Genomic DNA, 23885 nt, shown 5'->3' on the forward strand with positions numbered 1-23885 from the left:
CAAAGATAATAATGATGGGAGGAATATAAATGAATATACAACGTGCAAAAGAGCTTTCTATGTCAGCAGAACAAGCCAATGTCAATTTTCAAGGCATGCCTGTTATGATTCAACACGTCGATGAAAGCAATGAAACCGCCCGCATATATGAAGTAAAAAACCCAGGACGCGAATTAACTGTTCCAGTTAATAGCTTAGAGGAAATATAAGAAATGCCACTTCTCTTTTGAAGTGGCATTTTTCTTCTTTCAGATTACTTATTATAAATTTCTTCAACCCTTTATTTTACATGAGCTGAAAAAATAAGAATTTTCTACTTCTTTTCTTTTTGTGACCTGCTAAAATACAAACTATGGATTAATTATTCGTACTATACATTAAGGAGGAAAAATAATGGCATCTACTTTAGAAAAAAACAAGCCTTATTATGCAGTTATATTCACTTCTAATTTATCAAATGATACAACAGACTATAATACCGTTGCCGAAGAAATGGAGAAACTTGCAAAGCAACAACCTGGATTTTTAGGTGTAGAAAGTGCAAGAGGTAATTCTGGACTCGGAATAACAATTTCTTATTGGGAATCACTTGATGCGATTGAAAATTGGAAAAAGAACACCTTACATAAAGAAGCGAAAAAAAGAGGTCGTGAGCAATGGTATGAAAACTTCCACCTGCGTATTTGTCTTGTTGAGAAAGAAATTAAGTTTCATAGAGGTACTTTATAACTATGAAGGAAAAATTAGCTCTCGTTATTGTTCATGAAATATATGGTGTGAACGACCATATGCATCACGTTACCCAGCACTTTACTTCATCTCATATAGATGTATTCTGTCCTAATCTGCTACAATCGCAACCTGCATTTCATTATATTGATGAAGAAAAAGCATATCATTTTTTTATGAATCATATTGGATTTGAAGATGGAAAAAAGCAAATTGAAACATTCATTACTCATCTTTCTAGTCGTTACACACATATTGGACTTATCGGCTTTAGTGTTGGAGCTACCATCTCATGGCTATGTAGTAACAATCCGAAAATAGATTTTATTATCGGATGCTACGGTTCCCGTATACGTGACTATGTTCACATAAAGCCTACATGCGCTACACTACTTATATTCCCTGAAAAAGAAGCTAGTTTTTCAGTATCCGCTTTCATTCAAACATTGCAGCAACAGAATAACCCTTTATTAGAAATAAAACAACTACACGGTGAACATGGATTTCTAAATCCGTACACTGAAAAATATAACGGGCACTCTACAAAACAAGCATATAATGTAATAGATTCATTTCTTGTAAAAAACACTCTTATACAGGAGATGTAAATGACACTTACATTACTCTTACTTATTTTCATATTCATTGCCTTTTTCTCAGTGCTAACTATTATTTTCGTAACCGTAAAAAAGGGGGAGTTTTCCAAACGGCCCTACTTACAATCTATTATCGTTTGCATTTTTTTTTACAAATTGGATTTTATATTTATCAACTTTTTATGCGTTACTTCCCGAGAAAATTAGTGAGTTCCTATTCCTACCCATTTGGTTTTTCCTTTGTATTTTAGGTTTTATAACTTTCTTGCGCGAATGGAGAAATAATCGTGTATTTTCCATATGTATCGTTCTTCTTTCCTTTATTAGTTTTTTATTTGGGTTATTGTTGTTAGTTCTTTTGGGGATGTAATAGAAGAAGGAAGAAAAGCCAACTTTCAACTTTTCTTCCTTCTATGTTTACCTTTAGTTTTCACTGTCACTGATTCACAAGGTGTATAATATATTTGAGGTGTCGCCTTATCAACAAACATCATAAACGTAACGAAACCGATAATAAAGAAAATAAACAACGTTAACAAAATTGCTCCTATCGTTAAAAGTATCATAACACCACCCCTATATTTTCATGTTATTACACCTTTCGCTATTATATGAGCGTAATCCTTTTTAGAAAAAGAAACGTAACAAAATAATCACAACCACTCCTGTTAATACTGTACCTAATAAACTACGAGTATATATGGCTACAAGAAATGTTGGAATTGCTGCGATCAGGTAATCCCATTGCACCGTCTCATGCATAAATAATACTTGTGCTAAAAGTGCTGCTAATATTGCAATTGGTATGTAATTTAACCATTTTAAACCCCAGTCTGGAATTTGTAGTTTGCTAAATACGAGTAGAGGTAAAATACGTGGCACGAGTGTAACAGCTCCTGCTGCTAGTAAAAGTAATAATACATCTAATCTCATTTCCATTTTTCAATCACCACTCCAATCGTCGCAGCTAGTAAGGTTGCGATAATAACCGCTATACTATCTGGCATAAATAGGTGTGAAACGTATGCAAGTATAATCGCTACAATTGCAACACTTAAATGAATTGCTAGCTTTGGTTTACTACTTATGAGCTGAAGTACAAATAATCCGATAAACATCGCTGGTAATGCATAATCCATCCCGTATGTATGTGGATCTGGTATCCACTCACCAAACAGACCACCAATAATGGTAGCAAGAATCCAGTTTAAATAAGCCGTTACATTTAGCCCAATCATCCATCTTTCGCCTAAATATCCTTTTTGCGCTGCATGCTGCACTGCGACGCCGAACGTTTCATCTGTAATTTGCGAACCAATAATGACGTTTTTTAATAGAGGTAGTTTCGTAAAGTACGGTGCGAGGGCAGCACTCATTAATAAATGGCGTAAATTAACAAAAAACACAGTAAAAATAATTGCGGAAGCAGGAGCACCGGCTGCATACATACCAGCTAATATAAATTGGGCAGAACCTGCATAAATTAAAGTCGACATAAATGCAATTTCAATGATAGAAAAACCTGCTGTTTTTGCAATTACACCAGCTGCTATACCGATGCTCAAATAACCAAATACAGTTGGTAAACAATCTTTTACTCCTTGCTGAAATGTATCATCGCTCTGCAAAGCTACATGTGCCTGAGCTTTACTCATCTCTATCATCCTCCATTCCTTCTAAAGTTCGTTTTCCTGTTACGACATGAACTAAATCTATATTTTCACGCCATAACGTATCTAACTTATCAGCTCCAAATTCCTTTGTGATTTCTTCAACCATAATATCGTGCCGCACATACTCTGTAGCAACGAGAACTAGCGCTGGGTCATACGTTGTAACGGCCCATGAAGTGCTATCATTTGAGAAGTTCGCAATTAATACTTCCTCTCCATCACGAGCAATAACAGTTAAATGACCACCCATTCTCTTTTCAACAACGTGGGGCGTCATATAATTATGATGAAACGTCGCTCCTATTTTTGTTTCTGGAGCTCCAAATAAGATTGAAAATATATGTACGCCTTCCTCTTTCTTTTGATGAATGTATGGCTCAATTTCATGCACTTGATCTTCCCATACAGAAATCCATAATTCTTCCTTTGCCCTATTAATTATATTGCATATTTCTTTTAAAACACGATCATTTGAGCGAATATGCGAAATTACATCTATTTGTCGCTCTTGTTCTAAACAATTTAGTTTCTCATCTAAAAATTCAAAGGATTTTTCAAAGTCTTTTCGCATTCGATTCATTAATTCGGTAGCTGGTACTGGTACATATTTAACTGGTTCAGAAGGTACAATATGCACCGCTCCTTTATCCATTAACTTACCGAGTACCTCGTAAATCATAGAACGAGGTACTCCTGTTTGTTTACTCACTTCATAGCCTGTTACTGGGGAATGTTTTAACAATCCAATATACGCTTTACATTCATACTGGGAAAATCCCAACTTTTGTAACTCCTTTATAATTTCATCCATCGGTAACCCCTCACAATCTAAATCGCCCTTACTTCAAAACGACGATTTTGCTTCCCTTTACTTTTTACTTTATCAATAACAAGTGTTCCTATTTCACTCGTATTTTTCACATGTGTGCCTCCACAAGCTTGTTCGTCTAAATTTTCAATTGTAACAATGCGGATTTCTTGGATAGTAGTTGGCAGGAGATTTATTGCTGTTTTAATCATTCCTACAGCATTTTCTGCTTCTTCGCGGCTCATATAACGAGTGGAAATTTCTTTATTTTGCTTAATAAGTTTATTCACTTCCTCAACAATTTCTTCTACTTCCACGCTCGATAACTCTTGTAACTCATTAAAATCGATACGTGCTTTATCAGGATAAATTTGATTTCCGGTGCATAGAGCTCCATACTTTTCATAAACAACAGCTCCGATAAGATGCAGTAAAGAGTGATGACGCATTAAATTATGACGTCTTTCCCAATTTATCTCTAATTTAACTGGACCTAATTTTACTTGAGCTTCATCTTTTATATAGTGAACTATTTCTCCTTGCTCCTTCTTTACTTTTTCAACTTCAAATACAGACCCATCTTGTACAATGACACCCGTATCACATTCTTGCCCTCCACCAGTTGGATAAAAAACTGTTTCCTTTACAAATACTTTATTCCCTTCTACTTTTATCACTTCTGTTTCGCAACTCGTTTTGTATGCATCTTCTAAATATAATGCCGTTGTCATACTCTCACCTCTTTAGTAGTTATAGTTATACCTACTAATATAAAAAAGAAGCTCCACAAAGTCAATTGATAATTCTGAAATTTAAAATTAATAAAAGACTCCTTTATTAGGAGTCCACTATCTCAATATTTCATTTGCTTCTTTTTCATAAATTTTATCAAATGACGTCATAACGCGCTGTGATGCTTGAATCATCTTTTGATCTGTCATAAGATCGGCCATCTCTTTCGTCATATCTACATTTGAATTTTCTAGCATATGATTTTTTACTATTCCTGTTCCGTTCGGTAAATTAGCAATGTTTCCTTCTGCTAGTGTAAAGCTTTTGTTTTCACGTTGCACGAGACGAGCATTCGTTTCTGCATCTACTGTTTTTGTTTGTAACTGTGCAATTACTATTCTCTTAATATCTGGTTTTTGCAAAGTTCCATCGTTAACTTCTCTATAAATTTCTCCATTATTAGATACGAAGAACTCAACATTTTCAGGAATACGAATACGCTCATTATTGACATCCATAACATAAGCACCTGAAGATGTTTGTAAATATCGATCACTATTTAATGTGAAACTACCATCTCTCGTTAAAAACGTTTCATCATTTTTAGAAGTAACAAAAAATGATGTTGTACCGGCCGCGCCGTCATCTAAAAAGAAATCTGTAGCGCTATTTGTCATTTGTATATTTCCTTGTACTAAATTCACATGCGTTGCAGCTGGTACTACAGCGTAATCGACCGAACCGATATTTGTTACCGCCCCATCTCCGCGGCGATATGTGTCTTGTACATCAAATACTTTAGACGTCATATTTTCTACTTTAAATCCTGTCGTTTGAGCATTTGCAACGTTATTCGAATGAACATTAATGCGCTGCATGTAATTCATCATGCCCATAGAACCTATATAAAGACCGTTCATATTCGTTTGAATAAGGCAAGCGCCTTATTCTTCACCTCTTTTCTACGATGTTTGTAACATTTGTTTTGCTAAATGTTCAGCTGTAGCGATATGTATATTTTTCTTTATGTCTTGGCCATCTGTCATTAATACAATAGGAGCTGATGATACTGCTGGAATTTTCAACAATTCGCCACTACTTGCTGTTTCATCAAATTTCGTAAACACAATACCATCTATATGAATATCTTTAAAGTTTGTAATAATTTCAATCATATCTTTACTTTTCATTGAAGCTGATAACGTTAAACAAATATAATCTGGTTCTACTTGTCCCATCGTTTCAATCATTTCTTCCACTGTTTCTGACGTACGATAATTTTTCCCTGCTGTATCAATTAAAATATAATCGACGCGTGCTTCTTCTTTAAAATACGTAAGCGCTCTTGTCATTGCAGCTTCATCACGTACAGCAATTACTTCCGATCCAATTGTCTTTACGTTATCTTGCAATTGCTGCACTGTCCCTATGCGCGAATGATCGGTCGTTATAAAACCAACTGTTTTGTTCTTACCATGAAATTGCCATGCCATTTTCGCCAGTGTCGTCGTTTTACCAACGCCAGTTGGACCGATTAATGCAATTGTTTGTACTTCTTTTTCAAAGACGTTTTCCGTATTAAAATGAGATTTCATATCTTCCAATATGTACCTGATAACTTCTTCTTCCGTAATCATCGTTGCATTTTCAAACTTTATTTTTAACTTTTCAGCATATGCATGAATGAAATATTGTTCCACATCGTTTTGTTCTAGCATCCGAATTACTTTTTGAATAATAAACGGTACAGATTCTTGGTTTTCTTTCTTTGTAACCACTTCTTCTTTCTTTAGTGGAACGACTTGTTTCACAACTTTTTTCTTTTTCGTTACTTCCGTTTCTTTCGTCTGTTTCACCACGACAATTCCTTTTTCAAACAGCTTTAATAGTTTCTCTTTTTTTCTTGCCCATTCTTCACTATTTCCTGTTTGCATCGCCGCGTATGACATAGGAGTCGTTACATTTTCTAAATTGTGCAGTACTGATTGAATTCCATTCGCCTTCACAATTTGTTCTGAAGGATCATTCACAACATCCATTAACTGTTCATGAAATTGAGCTGTACCTTCATTCACTTCTTCCTGTTTTTCTTCTGGAAAAGCAACTAACATTTCATAATCCTTTTTCCAAAAAAACGGTATATTTCGTTTTACACTTTCATCGACAACGTAATAATAATCTGTACCATATTGGTCAAATAACTTTCGATACAATTCATTTTTCGAAGCTGCTTTTATTCGCATTAACGCTTCTTTCTTTTCTGTACTTTCCATTACTTCACCCCCTACTATTCAATATAGGCAATTTGATCCACAACAATTTCTGGTGCTAATTCGCTAATACAAAGTACTTGTGCTTCCACTTGATAACGTTCTAGCAGTCTTACAATCGCAAATCTAAAATCTTTTCTACGTGTTAATAACACTGGTTCTCTTCCCATTAAACGTGCTTGTTTAAAGACGCGCTGCACTTGCTCAACGACACGTGTTTCTAAATCTAAATCCCAGTTTAATAAGTAACCTTGATATGAATTATTCACAACATCCGCATCTAACTCGATTGAATCAGAGAAGAGCGCTGCATATATTTTTCCGTCTGGATTTTTCGCATTTTCACAAATAACTTTTGAAATACATTCACGAACAAATGATGTCACACCGTCAACGTGGTTTTGATAAATTTCTTTGCCGTCAATAATACCTTCAATAATTGTTGGTAAATCACGAATAGAAATACCTTCTTTTAGAAGTTGTTTAATAACATTTTGAACGAGTGATAAATCAATTTCTTTCTTCTTAATCTCTTCTAATAGAACGCCATTATCATTTTCAAGCGAATTAATTAAATCTTTTACATGTTGGCGCTGAATTAATTCGTGAAGATTACGTCTAACGACAACATCTAAATGTGTAATTAATATGCTAAGTGGCTCTAACACTTGATAGCCTTTCATTTGTGCATCTTGCACCATATGCTCTAAAATCCAATATCCATCTTCACCGAAAATTGGATCTTTCGCTGGCTCTGCATCTAAATCAGCCATTACGTTTGGCGTTTTCAATGCTAATAAATAACCTGATTTTAAAACACCCTCAGCCGCCTTCGCACCTTTAATACGAATAATGTAACGTCCGCGTGGTCTAAAACTCGTATTATCTTTAAAGTTAATTCCAGGAACATTAATACCGAGGTCAGTAATAATCGACTTCCTCATAAGAACAACTTTATCACGAGCTGTTTCCCCGTTAATTTTCTGCTTTACAAGTGCTGCTAAATCTAAACCGAGTTCTACTATAATTGGATATTTATCCGTAAATACTCCAAATGAATCTTCCACTTGTTGCAGTTGCTCATCTTCGCCTTGAATCATTTCTATTTCTTTTTGAAGCTCGTCTTCTTTTTCTTTCTTTATTCGATTTTTATTACGAATGCCCAAGAAGATAATCGTTCCGCCAACGAGTGCGAATGGTAGAAACGGTAGCGGAGTAAAAATACCCATTGCGATAAACAAACCACCGAGCGCATATACAACAACTTCATGTGCTAATAACTCTTTAAAGATTCCTTCCGTTACCGTATCCGGTGAACCATCAAATACACGCGTTACGATAATACCAGTTGAAATCGCAAGCATAAGCGATCCAATTTGGTTTACGATTCCGTCACCGACAGTTAACTGTGTATAATGAAGAGCCGCATCTGCAAAGCTCATTCCTTGCTGCATCATTCCGACAATTAAACCGAAAATAATGTTTACGAATAAAATGACAATCCCGAAAATAACGTCCCCTTTAATGAACTTCCCGGCACCATCCATCGCTCCGTAAAACTCTGTTTCCATATTTAATTTTTTCCGTTTTGCTTGTGCATCTTTTTCTGAAATAATACGCTGGTTTAAATCAGCATCGATAGACATTTGTTTCCCTGGTAAAGAATCAAGTGTAAAACGAGCTGCTACTTCAGCTGTACGCGATGCACCGTTTGCAACGATAAACTGGAATATGATTAATACTGTAAAAATAACGATACCAATTAATAAGTTTCCGCCAATTACGAACTGGCCGAACTCTTCAATAACATGACCGGCATTTCCGTCTGTCAAAATCGCTCGCGTCGTCGAAACGTTAATCGATACGCGGAAAATCCCGATTAATAACAACATCGTCGGAAATGACTTTAATTCATCCCACTCGTTAATACTTGTCGCTCGCATATAAATAAGTACTGACATACTTAGTAGAAAAACGATAATGATATCAAGTATAAATGGTGGAAGTGGAATTAAGAGCGCCACTACGAATGACGCTGCTAAAAAGATAGAAAAATAGGTTCTTGCAGAATCTATCTTAAACAAAGAGATCTCCTCCAAACGCGCTATTATACTTCAAGTTCATTCGTCTGAATTAAATAGCGCATAACTTCAATTACAGCTACATATAAATCTTCTGGAATCGTCTCATCTTCCTCGACTTGATAATATAAAGAACGAGCAAGCGGACGGTTTTCCACCATTGGTATTTCTTGTTCACGGGCAAGCGTTCGTATATATAACGCGAGCTCATCTTCCCCTTTTGCAACGACAATTGGTGCTGCATCAACGTGTTTATTGTAACGAAGTACGACCGAAATATGAGTCGGGTTGTTTACAATAAACGTTGCGCCATCCATCTTCTTCGCAATTGTTCCTTGCAAGATTGCATGCATAAAGTTTTTTCGTTTCCCTTTTACTTGCGGGTCCCCTTCATTATCTTTATGCTCTTGTTTCACTTCTTCTTTTTTCATCTTAATATCTTGTTCGTACTCCCATTTTTGATAAATAAAATCAATAATAGAAAGAACGATTAAAATAATTAAAATTGCTAAGAAAATAAATTTAATTTCCCTAATAATTTCAGTAAGTGATGCAGTCCAGTTAAATCCAATCATACTGACAATTTTCTCTAAATTCTTTTTAAAGAGAACGTAAGCGACGTAACCGATTAATCCCATATAAAATAGTGATTTCAAAATATCTACTAAACTTTTACGACTAAACAGTCTCGTAAAATAGTTTTTCGGATTAATACGTGACGCTTTCGGTTTAATGACTTTAGAAGAAAATAGGAAGCCGACTTGAATCATATAATTGAATAAATGAAAAGCGTATACGAGTATTAATATCGGAGCCGATACTTTCAGTAATAAAATCCCCATTAAATAAAAATACTCGGTTGAATCTGTATTTTTTCCAATTTGATCAAACAGCACCGCTACGGAATTTGCAATCTCATACCCTAGCCAATCTCCGAAGAAATAAACGACAACTGCTAATACGAGAATGGAAAATAAATTATTTAAATCTTTACTCCGGGCAATATTCCCTTCTTCACGCGATTTTTTACGCTTCTGCGGGGTGGCCTTTTCTGTTTTATTATCCTTTGCCATGCGCGTCCCCCTACTTCGTTAAGAAAAAGTTAAATAGTTTCGTATACTCTTCAAGTAATACATCCGTCATATTTTTAAACACATAACCGAGCATCGGTACACTCATCGCAATAAACAAAATCCCACATGTAATTTTAATTACATATGCATTCATAAAAACGTTTAATTGCGGAGCGTTTTTTGCAATTAAAATTAGAACAAAGTTAATGATGAATAAACTTCCCATAAGCGGAAGAGCAATTTCAACCGCTGATGTGATCGCAAATAATAGCGTTGCGAGTAGACTATCTAAAAAACTAGTCGTCAGCAATTTTGAAATCGCCTCTGTATATTGAAACGACTTTAAAATCGTGGCAACGAAATAATTAATGCCGCCAAGTGAAATAAAAATAATGAGGAAGAACATATCAAAAAGTGTTGAAAGTAAAGTAGACTGTGATCCTGCATTCACATCAAACAAACTCGCCTGTGATAAACCGATATCAAAGTCTAAAATATGTCCAGCCATTTTCGGAATGTTCCACAGCATTTCTACAATTTTTGAAAGAGATAATCCAATGACAATTTGCGTCGCTGCATAAGCAGCTACATCCCAAACCGTCTTTATATGAGAAACATCAACTTGATCGGCAACTGTAATCGACAGACCGAGCCCAAATGTAACCTTCGCCATAGCTGGAATAGATCGTCCTGAGAAAAACGGTAAAAAATATAAAAATGAAGTAATGCGGCAAAACGCAAAAAACGTCGCCGCCCATAATTCCATATTCATTTCAGTTCACCTATCTTAGTACGAACGCAATAGCGATGGGATTTTATCAAATAAATCTAAAATAAGCGTCGTTAACTCTTGGAACATCCACGGACCTAAAATGATAATAACGAGGACAATACTCGCCATTTTCGGTAAAAACGTCAGCGTTTGCTCTTGAATTTGCATCATCGCCATAATGACAGCGATGATAATAACGACAATCATACTTACGCCGGCAACCGGCATTAAAATCATAACCCCTTTATAAAAAAAGGTTTGAAAAATATCTATAATTGGTGACGTATTCATTTATATGACTCCTATCACATAGCATCAAACGCTTCAGGCGACCGTTTTAAACATAATGTCGACGATTTTTGTATATCCACCTAAATATACGAAAACGAGTATTTTAAACGGTAAACTTAAAATCATCGGCGGTACCATCATCATCCCGAGGTACATTAAAAGTGTACTAATAATCAAATCTATAAATACAAACGCTAAATAAATGAACATCCCTGTTAGTAAACCTTTTTGAATTTGCGTTAACGTAAAGGATGGTACGAGCGTAAATAGTGAAAGATCTTTCAAATCTTTCGGCAACTCTTCTCCGCGTACTTTCAGCATCATTTTTAAATCATGCTTATACGTATGCTTTGACATATATTCTTTCATAATAGGAGCTGTCGTTTCCGCAGCTTGACTTACTGTTATTTTCTCTTTCGTCATCGGATCCCACACATCGCTCTTCAATTGCCCGAGTACAGGCTGCATCGTAAAGAGTGATAAAAATAATGCAAGTCCAACAAGCACTTGGTTTGGTGGTAAATTCATTACCCCAAGTCCTTGACGTGTAATCCCAAGAACGATCATAAAATAAGTAAAATGTGTAAATAATAGAACGATAGAAGAAGATAATGATAAAAGGGTAACGAGCGCAAATAGTTGTACACTTGAATTACTCGTAAACTCTTTTCCATTTTCGAAATTAATAAAACCGTTCGGGGCCGCATACGCTGGATTTACAAAAATAATTGAAAAAACGATAGAAAATACGAAAATAACGGCTAATAATGATAACTGTTTCTTTATTCTCATGATGGATCCTCTACTTTTTTCGTTTCAGTCTTTACCGCGTCTTCTAGTGCTTGTTGAAACTGATTTCCTGTTCCGGTTAATTGCACAGACTGCACACCGTTATTACTAATAACAGTGAACACTTGCTTTCCGTCCACTTCAAATAAAAAGGCACTCGTTTGATGATTTAAATACACGCCGTCTTTTACTTGAATATGTCCATTTTCACCCTGCTTAAAAAACTGCTGTTTGCGCGTCTTTTTCGTCATATAATATGCACCGTAACCGAGCGCACCAAACAGTAAAACGACTTGAAATAAGGTCGTCATATACGACATATGACTCCTCCTCTACTCTTTATCTTGCATTTGACTTTGCGCTTTCATAAGCGCCGCTTGTTTTTTATCAGCTTCAATTTCAGAAATGATAATACCGAATTTCTCGTCCATTACGATTGCTTCACCGATGCCGACTTTCATATTACTTAAATACACATCTACTTTATGTCCTAAGTTTTTCTCTACTTCCAGAACATCGCCAACTTTTAACTGCTTTACATCACCAAGCGTAATAGATGACTTTCCAAGCTTTACACCAAGTTCAATCGAAATATCTGAAACAGTATCGATATGTGCTTTGCCTGCTTCATTTCGCTTTCCTGCAAAATCTTCTAATCCCATTAATGACACGGGAGATACTTCATGCTTCATATGGATCCTCCTACTCTACAAAACTTTTAAATAGGAGCGCCTTACGCGTTCCATCTTTTCCAATAAAACAATTAAATTTATGCTTTCCATCTACATAACCAAGTAATTCATCCGAAACTTTCGTATGAAGCGGAATAATATCGCCTTCTTCAATTTGTTCAATCTCACTCATTGTCATTTTCTGCTCACCAATTGCAACGTGAACAGGTTTGTACACTTGATTTACTTTCATTTCCACTTCAGACGTATACTTTTTACGCTTGTCTGAAGAATGTTCGACAATATTTTCAGACGTTAACTTATCCATAATTTCTTCAACAGATAAGAATGGAATTCCGATACGCACCGTCGTATTCCAAAACTCTGTTTTCATATTTACGTTAAGTAATGAAATGATATCACTCGCTGTCGTAATCTTTAATGCATTCGGATCTGTTTCTGTCGTTACAAATTTCGGTTCAATCGCAACAACACTTTCAAATGATTGCTCTAAATTTTTACAAAGAAGCAAGAATATATTATCAAGCGTTAAAAACTCAAATGCTGTTAACGGTCTGCGCATCGTAAAGTTACGCTTACTATCTCCGCCAAGCCAACATTCATGAATATAAATAACGAATGCTAAATCAATCTCAATAACAATTTCTCCAAGCTCTGGCAAACCAAGATCAATTACACAATATAAATAATAATCTTTCGGCATTTTCTCCACATACTCACTCGTAAATGGAACTTGCTCAACCGTTGAAGGCTCTAGTTCAATTGGAATACGCATACGCGCTGATAACGTCTGTGACGTCTGTTTCCCAAACGTAGAAGCAATCGCTTGCAAACTACGTAAATGCTCAACACCGAACTTCTCTGGTCTATTAAAATCATACTCTTGAAATTTCTCTTGCTTTCCTGCTTCTTGTGCGAAAGCTGGCATTTCCTCGCCTTCATTTACCGCCTTCAGCAGGGCATCAATTTGCTCTTGGCTTAATTTTTCGCCACTCATGACAATCCCCTTCCCTACCTTTTCAATTCAACGATTTCAACGTACATCTTTCCATTCTTCGTCAAAATCTTTCCGGTTCCAATCTCTTCATTCTCAAGCATAAGACGCACCGTATTTTTCGTTGAATTTTCAAGACGATACAATGTACCTTTCGTAATATGAAGCAGATCTTCAATTTTCTTTTTCGTATTTCCGATTTCAAAATAAATTGTTAACGGAATATCATCTTGTAATTTCAAATCTAGCCAACTCCCATATCATGTTCACGAAAATTTCATGTTCTCTCTATATATGAAACTTCTTATTTTGAAACGTCGATATTTAATATTTTTTTAATATATCCTTGCGTTTCTTTAAATGGCGGTACGCCTCCGTACTTTCTCACATTACCAGGACCAGCATTATAAGAAGCAAGCGCCAATACTAAGTCGCCGTTATTTTTCTTTAAATAACCGCTTAACTCTTTCACGCCACCTTCAATACTTTCAGCTGGTGAAAATGGATTCTTCACACCCATCTCCTTCACATTCGCTGGCATAAGCTGCATAAGACCCATCGCACCTGCATGTGATACCGTTTTCGGATTAAAATTAGACTCTACTTCAATCATTTTTTGAATTAACGTTTTTGGAATTCCATATGTACGACTTACACGATCAATAATATCCTCATACTTCCCTTCATTTGAAGAACGTATTTTTTGAATATTATACTTCTTCGTTAATTCCCACGTATCAGCAGCCTCATTTTTCGTTTCTGGGAAACGTCGTTCAAACTCTTTTTGCGCAACTTGCACTTCATCTGCTTTCTTCGTTTCAGCCTTTTCTTCAGACTTACTCGCTTCCTCTACTTTATTAATAGTTTCTACCGGTTTATTAACAACCGCTTCTATTTTCGTAGATTGTACCGGCTGACTCATATCTTCTATGTTTGCCGGTTGCGTAGTAGCCTTCGTCTCCTTCGCAGGTTCACTCTGCAACTTCTCTTGAAAACGACTACTAACGAATGCTTGTGGACTACTTAGCCTTTGCTGAATTTGTCCTTTCTTATATGCAAGCACTTCTTTTACTATATTTCCAACTATCATAATATCACCTTTTCGGTAAACAAAGATAATCTAATATTAGAGTTTTTTTTTAAAGTTTGCAATAATCCTTTTAATAATTATGTAATAAAAAAATGAATATATTGTTAAACTGTTATTTTTTTATATTTATTAATTCGAATTTTTAGTTGACACCCGTTGTGGCAAGGATTACAATAAATCTCGAAATTGATTTTTTCGCATATTACCGTTTTTCAATTTGCAGAAAAGTCAATATAAAAAAATGGGGGTTTCTTAACATGAGAATTAATACAAACATTAACAGCATGCGTACGCAAGAGTACATGCGCCAAAACCAAGCTAAAATGAGCAACGCTATGGACCGTTTATCAAGCGGTAAACGTATCAACAACGCTTCTGACGATGCAGCAGGTCTTGCAATCGCAACTCGTATGCGTGCACGTGAAAACGGATTAGGAGTAGCTGCTAACAACACACAAGACGGTATGTCATTAATCCGTACAGCTGACTCAGCTTTAAACTCTGTATCTAACATCTTACTTCGTATGCGTGACATCGCTAACCAATCTGCGAACGGTACGAACACTGGCGATAACCAAAAAGCATTAGATAAAGAATTTTCTGCATTAAAAGAACAAATCGATTACATTTCTAAAAACACAGAGTTTAATGACAAAAAATTATTAAATGGCGATAACAAATCTATTGCTATTCAAACTCTAGATAACGCTGATACAACTAAACAAATCAATATCAATCTAGCTGATTCATCTACTAAAGCATTAAATATTGACAAATTATCAATTGAAGGTAAGGGTAATCAAACAATTACAATTACAGCTGAACAAATTGCTGCAGCTAAAACAGACATTGATGCAGCTAAAGCTGCTGGCGGAACAACTGGATTAGGTGCATTGACAGCACCTACAGGATCTCCTGCCACAGGAGGATCAACTGCTGAAGAAATTAAAACTGCAGTTGATGACTTTAAAACAAAATTCGAAAAAGTTAAAGGTTTCATGTCTGACACAAATGTTAAAGCTGTTGAAGAGAAAATTAAAGCATATGAAGAAGCGCCGGATCTTGCAAAGGCCAAAGCAATCGGTACTACTTTTACACCTGATACAATGATTAAAGAAGGTGATATTACAAAATCTGGGCCAAACGCTTCTGCTGCAATCAAATCAATTGATTCTGCATTAGATACAATCGCTTCAAACCGTGCAACTCTAGGTGCTACATTAAACCGTCTTGACTTTAACGTAAACAACCTAAAGAGCCAATCTTCTTCTATGGCTTCAGCTGCTTCTCAAATCGAAGACGCTGACATGGCGAAAGAAATGTCTGAAATGACTAAGTTCAAAATCTTGAACGAAGCTGGTATCAGCATGCTTTCTCAAGCAAACCAAACTCCACAAATGGTTTCTAAATTATTACAATAAGCCATTTGAGCTAGTTTCCAGAATAAACCTCTCTGCTTGCGGAGAGGTTTATTTTTTCTATATAGATAGATTGAAAGATTTTTTTAGCTTAAAGAGAAGTTCTAGCCATATTTAGTAGCGGTCAGGGCCTATTTTATTCTCGTTCCGTGTATGAAAACAAAAAGATAAAGTGAGCATAAGTCTCTTTTTCTCTTCATAGCCGTTTATTAGCTTTTGAATATTGATTATATCAATCTATAAGGAGTGTCTATTATGCGTATTGGTACAAATGTTTTGAGTATGAATGCTAGGCAGTCGTTGTATGAGAATGAGAAGCGTATGAATGTTGCGATGGAGCATTTGGCGACTGGTAAGAAGTTGAATACTGCTTCTGATAATCCCTCTAATATTGCAATTGTGACTCGTATGCATGCGAGAGCGAGTGGTATGCGTGTGGCGATTCGTAATAATGAGGATGCGATATCGATGCTTCGCACGGCGGAAGCTGCCCTTCAAACTGTGACGAATATTTTACAGCGTATGCGTGATTTAGCCGTTCAATCCTCAAACGGTACAAATTCAAATGCAAATCGTGATTCGCTGAATAAAGAGTTTCAGTCTTTAACAGAACAAATTGGCTATATTGGCGAGACGACTGAGTTTAATGATTTATCCGTATTTGGTGGTCAAAACCGCCCTGTTACATTAGACGATATCGGTCATACAATAAATATGACGAAACATATTCCCCCTTCCCCTGCACAACACGACATCAAGATTTCAACAGAACAAGAAGCAAGAGCTGCAATTCGTAAAATTGAAGAGGCTTTACAAAATGTATCACTTCATCGTGCTGATCTCGGTGCTATGATGAATCGTTTACAGTTTAATATTGAAAATTTAAATAGCCAAAGTATGGCCCTAACAGATGCTGCATCTCGAATTGAAGATGCGGATATGGCGCAGGAAATGAGTGATTTTTTAAAGTTCAAATTATTAACTGAAGTTGCGCTTAGTATGGTTTCACAAGCAAATCAAATTCCGCAAATGGTTTCTAAACTACTACAATCGTAAAAGTTCATTTTCCATCTTTGGAACGATTCCATACAAAATAAAAGGGAAATACATATAAACTATGTATTTCCCTTTTATTTTGTACCCAAATTTTATTACTGTGTTACGGTCATAACTTGTCCACTACGATCAACCATTATTTTCATTTTACCGTCTTGTGCATTATATAGCCCTAGTTTATGTAATTCCATTTTACAATCTTGTACGAAAGTTGGTAATTTACGAATTTGATCGATATCAGAACTTGTAATGAAATGAATTAAAAGCTGCGTCATGCCTTTAATGTCTTGTACAAGCTCTTCTTTCTCTCGTTTTAGCCTTTCATTTTCTAGTTGTAACGACTGCAATTCACCTTCTAAGCTACGTGTATTCTTTGCTTCTCTAGAACGCCCTGCTGCCATGCTAGAAAGCTTATAAATACCTTCCATAAACTGATGTAGTTCGTCTTCTTTCCTTTCACTACATTGATTAATTGTTTCAAAGTTATCAACGATACCAGATATAACTGTTACAAGATTTTTTTCATCCTCTTTATGCTGGATTTCTTCTTTTAATTCGTACTCATTTTTTTGTTTTCTTGCAACGATTGTTTCTTTTACTGGTATATATTTTCTCTTTCGTCCTGGTTTTTGTTTTTCAATATTTTCAAACGGTATTTCACGTTTTTTCAATTTATAATACGTATTTTGCAATTGACTTTCTGTTTTTGGAAAAAGATTTAGTTCATTTTTACTTACGTATTTTGAAATATTTAAAATGTTTAAACCGTGACGCTGACAAAATTGATACACTTCATACAGTAGCTCTAGTTCAGATTTCAGCCATGTAATTGCTGATTTTTCATATGCTCGCATCCCGCCATTTTTTTCTATATCTATTTGAAATAATACCATTCTATTATGTAAATCAACTAATTCTTCATACTTTACTTGGAATTCTTTTTCTATTTTTTTAAATTCCACCTCTAGTTGCATATCGTTCATTTTATTATTTGACATGTTTTGTAAAAGACCTAATACATTAATTGCTGTGTGGTGATACATAATCTGTGCCACTCCCCCTCATCCTTTCACAATTCTCATCTGACTCCCATGTCTTTTAAGAAAATAGCAATTTTTACATATCCATATTATAACAGTTCGAAATTATCTGTCAAATAATAAACATACAAAAATGTATAGAAAGTATAAAAATTTGGAAAATGTTTTTTATTAATATGCAAAATTGCATATTAATTACATTTAATTATATTATATGGTATTTTGAATATTTTTTCACCGAAAAAATTTGCGCTACCACGAAATATTAATAAAATAACCATTGAAAATGCGTTTGCTTATATTTTTAAATCAAAAATCTTCAAATGAAGAATTTTCATACATACAGCACCAAACATCCCAGAAACCTTTCATTTTTCTACCAGCTTAAAGTATAGAATACTAAAAAGGAATTAGCCATATGTAGCATTGGCTAATTCCTTCCTCTCTCTAACAGAATAGAGTTATAAACCCAGTCTTCAAATCCTCAATCGAAGTCTCACTTCTTCTTACCTAAAACTACTTCATACCTCTGAACTCACATCGCATGAGACTCTATTAAGCACTGAAAAATTCCTTACATAAGTAGTTCCTCTATTCCTACTAAATAGAAAAATGTTATACACCAGCTCTTCTAGTTACCTATATCTCAACATCGCATAGGGCTCTATTAAGCACTGACCGCTCAACACTTGGCTAGAGCTTCTATTCCGGCTAAATAGAAACTTTTAAAGTACTAACTTATCAACTAAACCAATTAGCTCTTGAATATCTGGCTTACTTACTTGAGCATTTGCTCCTACAGCTTCACCTTTATGGAATAATTCATTTGTAATTAATGAAGAGAAAATAATGACTGGTAAACGATTCATTACTTCACTATCCTTAACCACTTTCGTTAAATGATGTCCATCCATTTTTGGCATTTCAATATCCGTAATTAGCAAGTGAATATGTTCAAACATTTTTTCGCCTTGCTCTTTCGCTAATTTTTCAATTTGTGCTAACGCTTCTGCACCATTGCTGAAGAAGTTCATTTTCGTATATCCAGCTGATGATAATGTTTCTTCTAATATTTGGCGAAGCATCGCTGAATCTTCTGCAATGTAAATTACTTTTTCAGCTCGATCTGTTTTTTGTTCTAATCCTGCAATTGATTTATTGTCATAACCAGTGCCGCTAATTTCACATACAATTTTTTCATAATCTAATAGTAAGATGATTTTTCCATCTAGTTTTACAATACCAGATGTCGTTTCTTCTAGTCCCATAGATAATGAAGCAGGTTCATCAATTTGTTCCCACGAAATACGTTGAATACGATGCACTTCATCAACACGGAAAATAACTTTCATTTGGTTTAATTCTGAGATGATAAATTTCGTTTGATCAAGTGGCTTTGTTGACTTTAAATTAAGAGCCATTGCCAAGTTAATAACAGGTAAAATTTCACCACGTACTTGAACAACACCTTCAACTGCATGATGAGATTCTGGCACAGTTGTAACAGGGAATGGATTAATGATTTCACGTACTTTCATTACATTAATACTAAATAGGTTTTCACCAACAGTGTACGTAACAATCTCTAATTCATTTGTTCCGCTTTCTAATAAAATACTTTGTGCTTGTGACATAAAGGTGTCGCTCCCCTTCCATTAATTCCGTATATCTAATTATTAAGCTTTATAAAAGCGAAAAAGTCAACTACCTATATAAAAAATATAGATAGTCGAACGATTCATTTTATTAAAAAACAATTAATCTTGTATAAACGAAGCAAGTGCCTCTAATAACACTTCTTGTGCTCCTACAATTTCGGTCGGCATTGCTTCCCATTTTTTCGAAAGCTCCGTCTCTACTCTTATTCTCAGCTCAGAATTCATTTCTGCTAGCACATATTCTTTCGTTGCTATATCAACATCAAGTAGCGCAAGTGCATATAATTCCGGGTCATTTATTTCTTCGAATAATCGTTTTAATACTACCGGTGCTATATGTTTTAATTTTTCAATATGAATTTCCTTATCCGAAAATAGTAACTCATATTGAATAAACGTAACATTTTCTTTAATCACTTTAAAATAACAATTATTTTTTTTATCATTCACAAAATAACCGTTTGGATCTGCGATAATACTTTCTACTTTACGAATTAAATCTGGCAAACTATTCGCCGCCATTACAGTCCGCTGCTCAACCTCACTCGGCGAAATGAATGTAACGCGATACTTATTTTGCGCCATCCTCCTCACCTCTCCTTTTATAGAAATTCAGTCTAATTGTATACTACAACTACCTTAAATTAACTTAAAACTCTTTTATATTACCACTTCTTACACTACCATACTACTCTAGTAACTCTACATATCTCTGGTCTTACACATCGGTCGGGACTCTATTAGGCACTAACCGCTCCAAAACATCGCCAGGTCCTCTCTCAAAACCTAAAAAGTGCTTTTAAGAACCTTTCAATAACTCTATGTTATTAAACCAAAACGCTATTTGCTGATCCGTAATATTTGGCAACATAACAAAAAACTCACGACACTTCATCTCATCCTTAAACAGTTGATACTTCCAAACAGTGTCGCTACCAACACTTATGAAATAAAACTCATGGATACGGCCAATGATTGCTTGTTTTTCACCAAATGAATACGGAGGCACTTGCTTAATTTCAAATTGATCTGGTAAATATACATGCTCTTCTCGTTCTATTTTTAATACTTGCTCAGCAAGCTCACGTTTATTTTCGAAAAAAGGCAATTGTAAAATTCGCTCTTGTCTTGTCATACGAATAAAAAACCCTTTCTACTCCATTACATTTTTTCCATGCGATATATTATCGAATTAAGTTTACAACTTCATTTAATACTTCATCTGAAACTTTAATAACTTTCGCATTTCCTTGGAATCCGCGTTGATATAACATTAAGTCAACGAATTCTACAGATAAATCTACGTTTGCACCTTCTTGTGCACCACCGCGTACTTTACCTGCACCATTTTGACCAGATGCACCAAGAGCTAAAATACCTGTTGTATTCGTCGCTGTATAGTTACCATTACCTGTTTTCATTAGTCCGCCTTCGTTCGGGAACATCGCAACAGCTAATTGACCTGCAGATTTCATACTTCCATCAGAATATTTTACCATTACATATCCACCGTCAGCAATGAAGCAATCTTTAACCGTCGCTGCTGCTCTACCATCTACGTCTGTTACTGATAATGTTTTATCTGTTGGATGATTTGTTAAATGACTTAAGTCTAATCTTATAGAGCCACCGTCAAATGGAATATTGGCTCCTTGCTCTTTCGGATTTGGATTTCCGACAGCATCAAATGTCATATTACCACCTGCACCTGGAACATCCTTAAACTCTGTTTCTTTTTTCGAGTCATTACGCATTTGTACTTTATATGTATAGTTATGTTCACTCGTTTGTTTAAACTCTACACGCATTGTCCATGTATTCCCCGCATTATCATATACAGGTAAATCTTGTGTAATTTGTTTTTCACCAGTTGGAATATTCCCTTTAATTGTCCCTTTCGATGTTCGAATACCACCAATTGCTGTTCCCATTGGAATTTGCAACGGTCCTGGAATTCCAGATAAATCAACTTCACCAGTTGCCTCATTTGCAGGGTATGCAAATACGTATTGACCTTCAGTATTCGTAATATAGTAATCTGAAGATATCCCAAACGTACCTTTACGAGTAAATTCCATATTTCCGCCTTTTGAATCACCCACAACGAAGAAACCATTACCTTCCATTGCCGCTTGTGTTTTACCACCTGTTAACGTAATTGTACCATCACTATAATCCGTAACCGTACCACTCATTTTCACACCGTTACCAATACTTTTCGGATTTGTTCCGGCGTATTTACCGTCACCTTTTGCACCAATCGAATTGTTATATAGTAAATCATCAAACATTGCTTTTTGTTTTTTATAACCTACTGTTTGTGCATTGGCAATATTATTTGAAGTTACACTTAATGCATTTTGTGTTGCATTCATTCCTGTAATACTTGTATATAACGCTTTAATCATAACGTATGGACACTCCTTATGAATTTGTAGTTTTTACTTCTTCAGTTACTTTTTGATCGTCTTTCTTTGCGTCTTCTGGATTCGTTTCTCCAATCGGTTTATCAGACACTCTCTCAACGAAACGAAGAGATACAACTTTATTGTTAATAACGAGCTGCACATCGTTATTTTCTGCAAGGCGAACTGTCTCTACTTGACCAGTTACTTTGTTTCCTTCGCCGTCAACACCTCTTACGTATTTCCCTAAAAACTTCATTCCACCATCAAGTGCTGTTGAATACATCGTTGATTGCAGCTTATCTACTGCTTTCGTCATATTCTGTACTTGTTCCATAAGAGATAACTGCGCTGTCTGATTCATCATTTGATTCATATCCATCGCATTAAATGGATCTTGATGTTGGAAACTTGATAAAAATAATTTTAGGAAATCATCTTTCCCCATTACCCCAGGAGTCTTTTGCGCTCCTGCCGAAACTCCATTACTTTGTTGCACTGGCGATTGTACACCATTAACAGGTACATTACTTTTTTGCGCTCCTGCTTGTAACGGAATATGATTTGTACTCGTTGTATTTAATCCAACTGTTGGCACGCTTTATTCCTCCAATAATCCCGCAAATTCTGTTGATTGTTGTTTTTCATGATTTGTATTTGCTAATTTTTGTTTTTGCCTTTGCTCTTGTTCTCGCTGTTCTTTACGATTTTCATCTTTATCTGAATAGCTAATTTGAATATTGATTTCTTTTTCTTTTAACTTTAATCTCAATTCATCAAAAATGATTTCAACACGTTTTTTCGCATCGTGTTTTTCCATTTCTACGTGAACGTCAATTTGATCTCCGTGTTTTTTCATAAACACTGTTAATGTACCAAGTTTTTCTGGATTTAACTGGAATAAAACACGTTCTTGTTTCACTACAAATTTTTGCAGCGCTTCTACTTGCGCTTCCATTTTCTTTCCTAAGTCAGGTAATGAAACTTTCTCAGCACCACTATTTGATTTCCCTACTTGTTCGGTACTCGTCGTTTTATTTAATAATTCTGCACCTGCAGAGCTCGAATCGTTTAATGCATCAACTTCTGGCAACTCTACCTTTGCATCATCGCTCTCAAGTTTCGGAAGATCTACCTCTTTAGACTCTTCTTGTTCCTTTGCAATATTACAAGTTTCTGTTTCTACAACCTTCAATGCTTGCATCGTTTGCTCTGGCATCTTCATTTTGTCTAATACCATTTGTATTGTATCTTCTAAACATATAGCATTTTTGATATTCATATTTGAAAGAAGTTCTTGTAATTGTTGTAATTCAGCTGCAGGTAATTCATTAAGTTTAATATTGCCATATTCTTTATATAGCTCTTGTATTTTTTGTATGTATTGATATAACAATTCCGGCTGCACATGTAATTGCTCAATTGCAACCATTTGCTCAGATACAGCTAATAACAACTGTTCTGTCTCTTTTTTTTCTTCTTTCTTTACAATTGGTTCTTCTTTCGTTACCGATGGTTTAGAAAGGTTATATTCTTTTTTCTCTTCTTTTGGTGCTTCTTCTCGTTTCGTTTTCTCCGTTTTCGGCTGCTTTTTATTTTCGATTCTCATCGTACGATCGAATGAAGAATCTTCATTTTTCGATTGTACTTCTAGCCCTTTTTCTTTTTGCGGAGGTAAACTTTGTTGCACCGGTAATACAGACTGTATCACTACATTC

General features: G+C 35.3%; 29 protein-coding genes and 1 pseudogene. 6 read left to right on the forward strand and 24 right to left on the reverse strand.

Annotated elements, in window-relative coordinates; translation table 11 throughout:
- The first annotated feature begins 29 nt into the window (after window positions 1–29).
- The 4 genes and pseudogenes from GBN91_RS07215 (at window position 30) to GBN91_RS07230 (ending at window position 1695) form a co-directional block, all read left to right on the forward strand.
- Window positions 30–209: an H-type small acid-soluble spore protein gene (locus tag GBN91_RS07215; RefSeq protein ID WP_001025737.1), complete on the forward strand. Its 180-nt coding sequence runs from the start codon at window positions 30–32 to the stop codon at window positions 207–209.
- 184 nt (window positions 210–393) lie between these two features.
- A complete protein-coding gene (locus GBN91_RS07220) occupies window positions 394–729 on the forward strand; it encodes an antibiotic biosynthesis monooxygenase family protein (protein WP_000168853.1) in 336 nt (111 codons plus the stop codon).
- Window positions 730–731: 2 nt separating this feature from the next.
- Complete coding sequence (locus GBN91_RS07225) at window positions 732–1337, forward strand: dienelactone hydrolase family protein (RefSeq protein WP_000660128.1); 606 nt, start codon at window positions 732–734, stop codon at window positions 1335–1337.
- Window positions 1338–1695, forward strand: a pseudogene (locus GBN91_RS07230) (hypothetical protein). It abuts the gene before it with no gap.
- A 25-nt stretch (window positions 1696–1720) separates the two neighbouring features.
- On the opposite strand, the gene GBN91_RS07235 reads toward GBN91_RS07230, so the two are convergent.
- The 17 genes from GBN91_RS07235 to GBN91_RS07315 form a co-directional block, all read right to left on the reverse strand.
- A complete protein-coding gene (locus tag GBN91_RS07235) occupies window positions 1721–1891 on the reverse strand; it encodes a DUF3951 domain-containing protein (protein ID WP_000602244.1) in 171 nt (56 codons plus the stop codon).
- 61 nt (window positions 1892–1952) lie between these two features.
- Window positions 1953–2264, reverse strand: coding sequence for an AzlD domain-containing protein (locus tag GBN91_RS07240; protein WP_000425946.1), 312 nt, complete (start codon window positions 2262–2264; stop codon window positions 1953–1955).
- Complete coding sequence (locus GBN91_RS07245) at window positions 2255–2980, reverse strand: AzlC family ABC transporter permease (protein WP_048558355.1); 726 nt, start codon at window positions 2978–2980, stop codon at window positions 2255–2257. The genes GBN91_RS07240 and GBN91_RS07245 overlap by 10 nt, the downstream gene beginning before the upstream one ends.
- Window positions 2973–3809: a TrmB family transcriptional regulator gene (locus tag GBN91_RS07250; RefSeq protein WP_048656976.1), complete on the reverse strand. Its 837-nt coding sequence runs from the start codon at window positions 3807–3809 to the stop codon at window positions 2973–2975. The genes GBN91_RS07245 and GBN91_RS07250 overlap by 8 nt, the downstream gene beginning before the upstream one ends.
- Window positions 3810–3826: 17 nt before the next feature.
- Complete coding sequence (locus tag GBN91_RS07255; RefSeq protein WP_000205380.1) at window positions 3827–4537, reverse strand: alanyl-tRNA editing protein; 711 nt, start codon at window positions 4535–4537, stop codon at window positions 3827–3829.
- Window positions 4538–4654: 117 nt separating this feature from the next.
- Window positions 4655–5458, reverse strand: a complete 804-nt coding sequence (locus tag GBN91_RS07260) for a flagellar basal-body rod protein FlgG (RefSeq protein ID WP_152121363.1) — start codon at window positions 5456–5458, stop codon at window positions 4655–4657.
- 42 nt (window positions 5459–5500) lie between these two features.
- Complete coding sequence (flhF, locus tag GBN91_RS07265; RefSeq protein WP_000446167.1) at window positions 5501–6811, reverse strand: flagellar biosynthesis GTPase FlhF; 1311 nt, start codon at window positions 6809–6811, stop codon at window positions 5501–5503.
- Between the two features lie 14 nt (window positions 6812–6825).
- The gene (flhA, locus tag GBN91_RS07270; protein ID WP_000472534.1) at window positions 6826–8892 is read right to left on the reverse strand and encodes a flagellar biosynthesis protein FlhA; all 2067 of its coding nucleotides are present in this window, start codon (window positions 8890–8892) and stop codon (window positions 6826–6828) included.
- Between the two features lie 23 nt (window positions 8893–8915).
- Window positions 8916–9962 carry a flagellar type III secretion system protein FlhB gene (flhB, locus tag GBN91_RS07275; RefSeq protein WP_001030111.1) on the reverse strand — a complete coding sequence of 349 codons (1047 nt, stop codon included), beginning with the start codon at window positions 9960–9962 and terminating at the stop codon, window positions 8916–8918.
- A gap of 10 nt (window positions 9963–9972) precedes the next feature.
- Entirely contained in the window at window positions 9973–10734 is a 762-nt protein-coding gene (locus tag GBN91_RS07280; RefSeq protein ID WP_001055706.1) for a flagellar biosynthetic protein FliR, read from the reverse strand.
- Between the two features lie 15 nt (window positions 10735–10749).
- Window positions 10750–11025, reverse strand: a complete 276-nt coding sequence (locus GBN91_RS07285; RefSeq protein WP_001098085.1) for a flagellar biosynthetic protein FliQ — start codon at window positions 11023–11025, stop codon at window positions 10750–10752.
- A gap of 33 nt (window positions 11026–11058) precedes the next feature.
- Window positions 11059–11817 (reverse strand): flagellar type III secretion system pore protein FliP, encoded by a 759-nt coding sequence (locus GBN91_RS07290; RefSeq protein ID WP_001220582.1) that lies wholly within the window; start codon window positions 11815–11817, stop codon window positions 11059–11061.
- Window positions 11814–12134, reverse strand: a complete 321-nt coding sequence (locus GBN91_RS07295) for a hypothetical protein (protein WP_000121178.1) — start codon at window positions 12132–12134, stop codon at window positions 11814–11816. The genes GBN91_RS07290 and GBN91_RS07295 overlap by 4 nt, the downstream gene beginning before the upstream one ends.
- Before the next feature lie 12 nt (window positions 12135–12146).
- Entirely contained in the window at window positions 12147–12506 is a 360-nt protein-coding gene (gene fliN / locus GBN91_RS07300) for a flagellar motor switch protein FliN (RefSeq protein WP_000680010.1), read from the reverse strand.
- Between the two features lie 10 nt (window positions 12507–12516).
- Entirely contained in the window at window positions 12517–13503 is a 987-nt protein-coding gene (gene fliM, locus GBN91_RS07305; protein WP_016117526.1) for a flagellar motor switch protein FliM, read from the reverse strand.
- 14 nt (window positions 13504–13517) lie between these two features.
- Window positions 13518–13742: a flagellar motor switch protein FliN gene (locus GBN91_RS07310; RefSeq protein ID WP_000775712.1), complete on the reverse strand. Its 225-nt coding sequence runs from the start codon at window positions 13740–13742 to the stop codon at window positions 13518–13520.
- 62 nt (window positions 13743–13804) lie between these two features.
- Entirely contained in the window at window positions 13805–14590 is a 786-nt protein-coding gene (locus tag GBN91_RS07315) for a lytic transglycosylase domain-containing protein (protein ID WP_063246147.1), read from the reverse strand.
- A gap of 257 nt (window positions 14591–14847) precedes the next feature.
- On the opposite strand from GBN91_RS07315, the gene GBN91_RS07320 reads away from it, so the two are divergent.
- Both GBN91_RS07320 and GBN91_RS07325 read left to right on the forward strand, forming a co-directional pair.
- Complete coding sequence (locus GBN91_RS07320; protein WP_152121364.1) at window positions 14848–16011, forward strand: flagellin N-terminal helical domain-containing protein; 1164 nt, start codon at window positions 14848–14850, stop codon at window positions 16009–16011.
- Window positions 16012–16263: 252 nt separating this feature from the next.
- Complete coding sequence (locus tag GBN91_RS07325) at window positions 16264–17064, forward strand: flagellin N-terminal helical domain-containing protein (protein WP_152121365.1); 801 nt, start codon at window positions 16264–16266, stop codon at window positions 17062–17064.
- Window positions 17065–17159: 95 nt separating this feature from the next.
- Here GBN91_RS07325 and GBN91_RS07330 read toward each other — a convergent pair whose 3' ends face one another.
- From GBN91_RS07330 to GBN91_RS07360, 7 genes are all read right to left on the reverse strand, one after another.
- The gene (locus GBN91_RS07330; protein WP_049108342.1) at window positions 17160–18107 is read right to left on the reverse strand and encodes a DNA-binding domain-containing protein; all 948 of its coding nucleotides are present in this window, start codon (window positions 18105–18107) and stop codon (window positions 17160–17162) included.
- Window positions 18108–18829: 722 nt separating this feature from the next.
- Window positions 18830–19738 carry a chemotaxis protein gene (locus tag GBN91_RS07335; protein WP_000075943.1) on the reverse strand — a complete coding sequence of 303 codons (909 nt, stop codon included), beginning with the start codon at window positions 19736–19738 and terminating at the stop codon, window positions 18830–18832.
- Between the two features lie 123 nt (window positions 19739–19861).
- On the reverse strand, window positions 19862–20347 hold the full coding sequence (locus tag GBN91_RS07340) for a hypothetical protein (protein WP_000068298.1): 486 nt from the start codon (window positions 20345–20347) through the stop codon (window positions 19862–19864).
- Between the two features lie 214 nt (window positions 20348–20561).
- The gene (locus tag GBN91_RS07345; protein ID WP_000198169.1) at window positions 20562–20897 is read right to left on the reverse strand and encodes a DUF3964 family protein; all 336 of its coding nucleotides are present in this window, start codon (window positions 20895–20897) and stop codon (window positions 20562–20564) included.
- Window positions 20898–20946: 49 nt separating this feature from the next.
- On the reverse strand, window positions 20947–22170 hold the full coding sequence (locus tag GBN91_RS07350; RefSeq protein WP_086384958.1) for a flagellar hook protein FlgE: 1224 nt from the start codon (window positions 22168–22170) through the stop codon (window positions 20947–20949).
- 16 nt (window positions 22171–22186) lie between these two features.
- Window positions 22187–22765: a flagellar hook assembly protein FlgD gene (locus GBN91_RS07355; RefSeq protein ID WP_001143463.1), complete on the reverse strand. Its 579-nt coding sequence runs from the start codon at window positions 22763–22765 to the stop codon at window positions 22187–22189.
- A 3-nt stretch (window positions 22766–22768) separates the two neighbouring features.
- Complete coding sequence (locus GBN91_RS07360; protein WP_152121366.1) at window positions 22769–23878, reverse strand: flagellar hook-length control protein FliK; 1110 nt, start codon at window positions 23876–23878, stop codon at window positions 22769–22771.
- Window positions 23879–23885 lie beyond the last annotated feature (7 nt).

The sequence above is a fragment of the Bacillus sp. B1-WWTP-T-0.5-Post-4 genome, assembly GCF_009183795.1.
Lineage (GTDB): Bacteria > Bacillota > Bacilli > Bacillales > Bacillaceae_G > Bacillus_A > Bacillus_A cereus.

What these genes read in the sequence shown, in the direction of transcription:
- GBN91_RS07215 (WP_001025737.1), top strand. Translation starts at nt 30, where the DNA reads ATGAATATACAACGTGCAAAAGAGCTTTCTATGTCAGCAGAACAAGCC.
- GBN91_RS07220 (WP_000168853.1), top strand. Translation starts at nt 394, where the DNA reads ATGGCATCTACTTTAGAAAAAAACAAGCCTTATTATGCAGTTATATTC.
- GBN91_RS07225 (WP_000660128.1), top strand. Translation starts at nt 732, where the DNA reads ATGAAGGAAAAATTAGCTCTCGTTATTGTTCATGAAATATATGGTGTG.
- GBN91_RS07235 (WP_000602244.1), bottom strand. Translation starts at nt 1,891, where the DNA reads ATGATACTTTTAACGATAGGAGCAATTTTGTTAACGTTGTTTATTTTC.
- GBN91_RS07240 (WP_000425946.1), bottom strand. Translation starts at nt 2,264, where the DNA reads ATGGAAATGAGATTAGATGTATTATTACTTTTACTAGCAGCAGGAGCT.
- GBN91_RS07245 (WP_048558355.1), bottom strand. Translation starts at nt 2,980, where the DNA reads ATGAGTAAAGCTCAGGCACATGTAGCTTTGCAGAGCGATGATACATTT.
- GBN91_RS07250 (WP_048656976.1), bottom strand. Translation starts at nt 3,809, where the DNA reads ATGGATGAAATTATAAAGGAGTTACAAAAGTTGGGATTTTCCCAGTAT.
- GBN91_RS07255 (WP_000205380.1), bottom strand. Translation starts at nt 4,537, where the DNA reads ATGACAACGGCATTATATTTAGAAGATGCATACAAAACGAGTTGCGAA.
- GBN91_RS07260 (WP_152121363.1), bottom strand. Translation starts at nt 5,458, where the DNA reads ATGAACGGTCTTTATATAGGTTCTATGGGCATGATGAATTACATGCAG.
- flhF (WP_000446167.1), bottom strand. Translation starts at nt 6,811, where the DNA reads ATGGAAAGTACAGAAAAGAAAGAAGCGTTAATGCGAATAAAAGCAGCT.
- flhB (WP_001030111.1), bottom strand. Translation starts at nt 9,962, where the DNA reads ATGGCAAAGGATAATAAAACAGAAAAGGCCACCCCGCAGAAGCGTAAA.
- GBN91_RS07280 (WP_001055706.1), bottom strand. Translation starts at nt 10,734, where the DNA reads ATGAATATGGAATTATGGGCGGCGACGTTTTTTGCGTTTTGCCGCATT.
- GBN91_RS07285 (WP_001098085.1), bottom strand. Translation starts at nt 11,025, where the DNA reads ATGAATACGTCACCAATTATAGATATTTTTCAAACCTTTTTTTATAAA.
- GBN91_RS07290 (WP_001220582.1), bottom strand. Translation starts at nt 11,817, where the DNA reads ATGAGAATAAAGAAACAGTTATCATTATTAGCCGTTATTTTCGTATTT.
- GBN91_RS07295 (WP_000121178.1), bottom strand. Translation starts at nt 12,134, where the DNA reads ATGTCGTATATGACGACCTTATTTCAAGTCGTTTTACTGTTTGGTGCG.
- fliN (WP_000680010.1), bottom strand. Translation starts at nt 12,506, where the DNA reads ATGAAGCATGAAGTATCTCCCGTGTCATTAATGGGATTAGAAGATTTT.
- fliM (WP_016117526.1), bottom strand. Translation starts at nt 13,503, where the DNA reads ATGAGTGGCGAAAAATTAAGCCAAGAGCAAATTGATGCCCTGCTGAAG.
- GBN91_RS07315 (WP_063246147.1), bottom strand. Translation starts at nt 14,590, where the DNA reads ATGATAGTTGGAAATATAGTAAAAGAAGTGCTTGCATATAAGAAAGGA.
- GBN91_RS07320 (WP_152121364.1), top strand. Translation starts at nt 14,848, where the DNA reads ATGAGAATTAATACAAACATTAACAGCATGCGTACGCAAGAGTACATG.
- GBN91_RS07325 (WP_152121365.1), top strand. Translation starts at nt 16,264, where the DNA reads ATGCGTATTGGTACAAATGTTTTGAGTATGAATGCTAGGCAGTCGTTG.
- GBN91_RS07330 (WP_049108342.1), bottom strand. Translation starts at nt 18,107, where the DNA reads ATGTATCACCACACAGCAATTAATGTATTAGGTCTTTTACAAAACATG.
- GBN91_RS07335 (WP_000075943.1), bottom strand. Translation starts at nt 19,738, where the DNA reads ATGTCACAAGCACAAAGTATTTTATTAGAAAGCGGAACAAATGAATTA.
- GBN91_RS07340 (WP_000068298.1), bottom strand. Translation starts at nt 20,347, where the DNA reads ATGGCGCAAAATAAGTATCGCGTTACATTCATTTCGCCGAGTGAGGTT.
- GBN91_RS07345 (WP_000198169.1), bottom strand. Translation starts at nt 20,897, where the DNA reads ATGACAAGACAAGAGCGAATTTTACAATTGCCTTTTTTCGAAAATAAA.
- GBN91_RS07350 (WP_086384958.1), bottom strand. Translation starts at nt 22,170, where the DNA reads ATGATTAAAGCGTTATATACAAGTATTACAGGAATGAATGCAACACAA.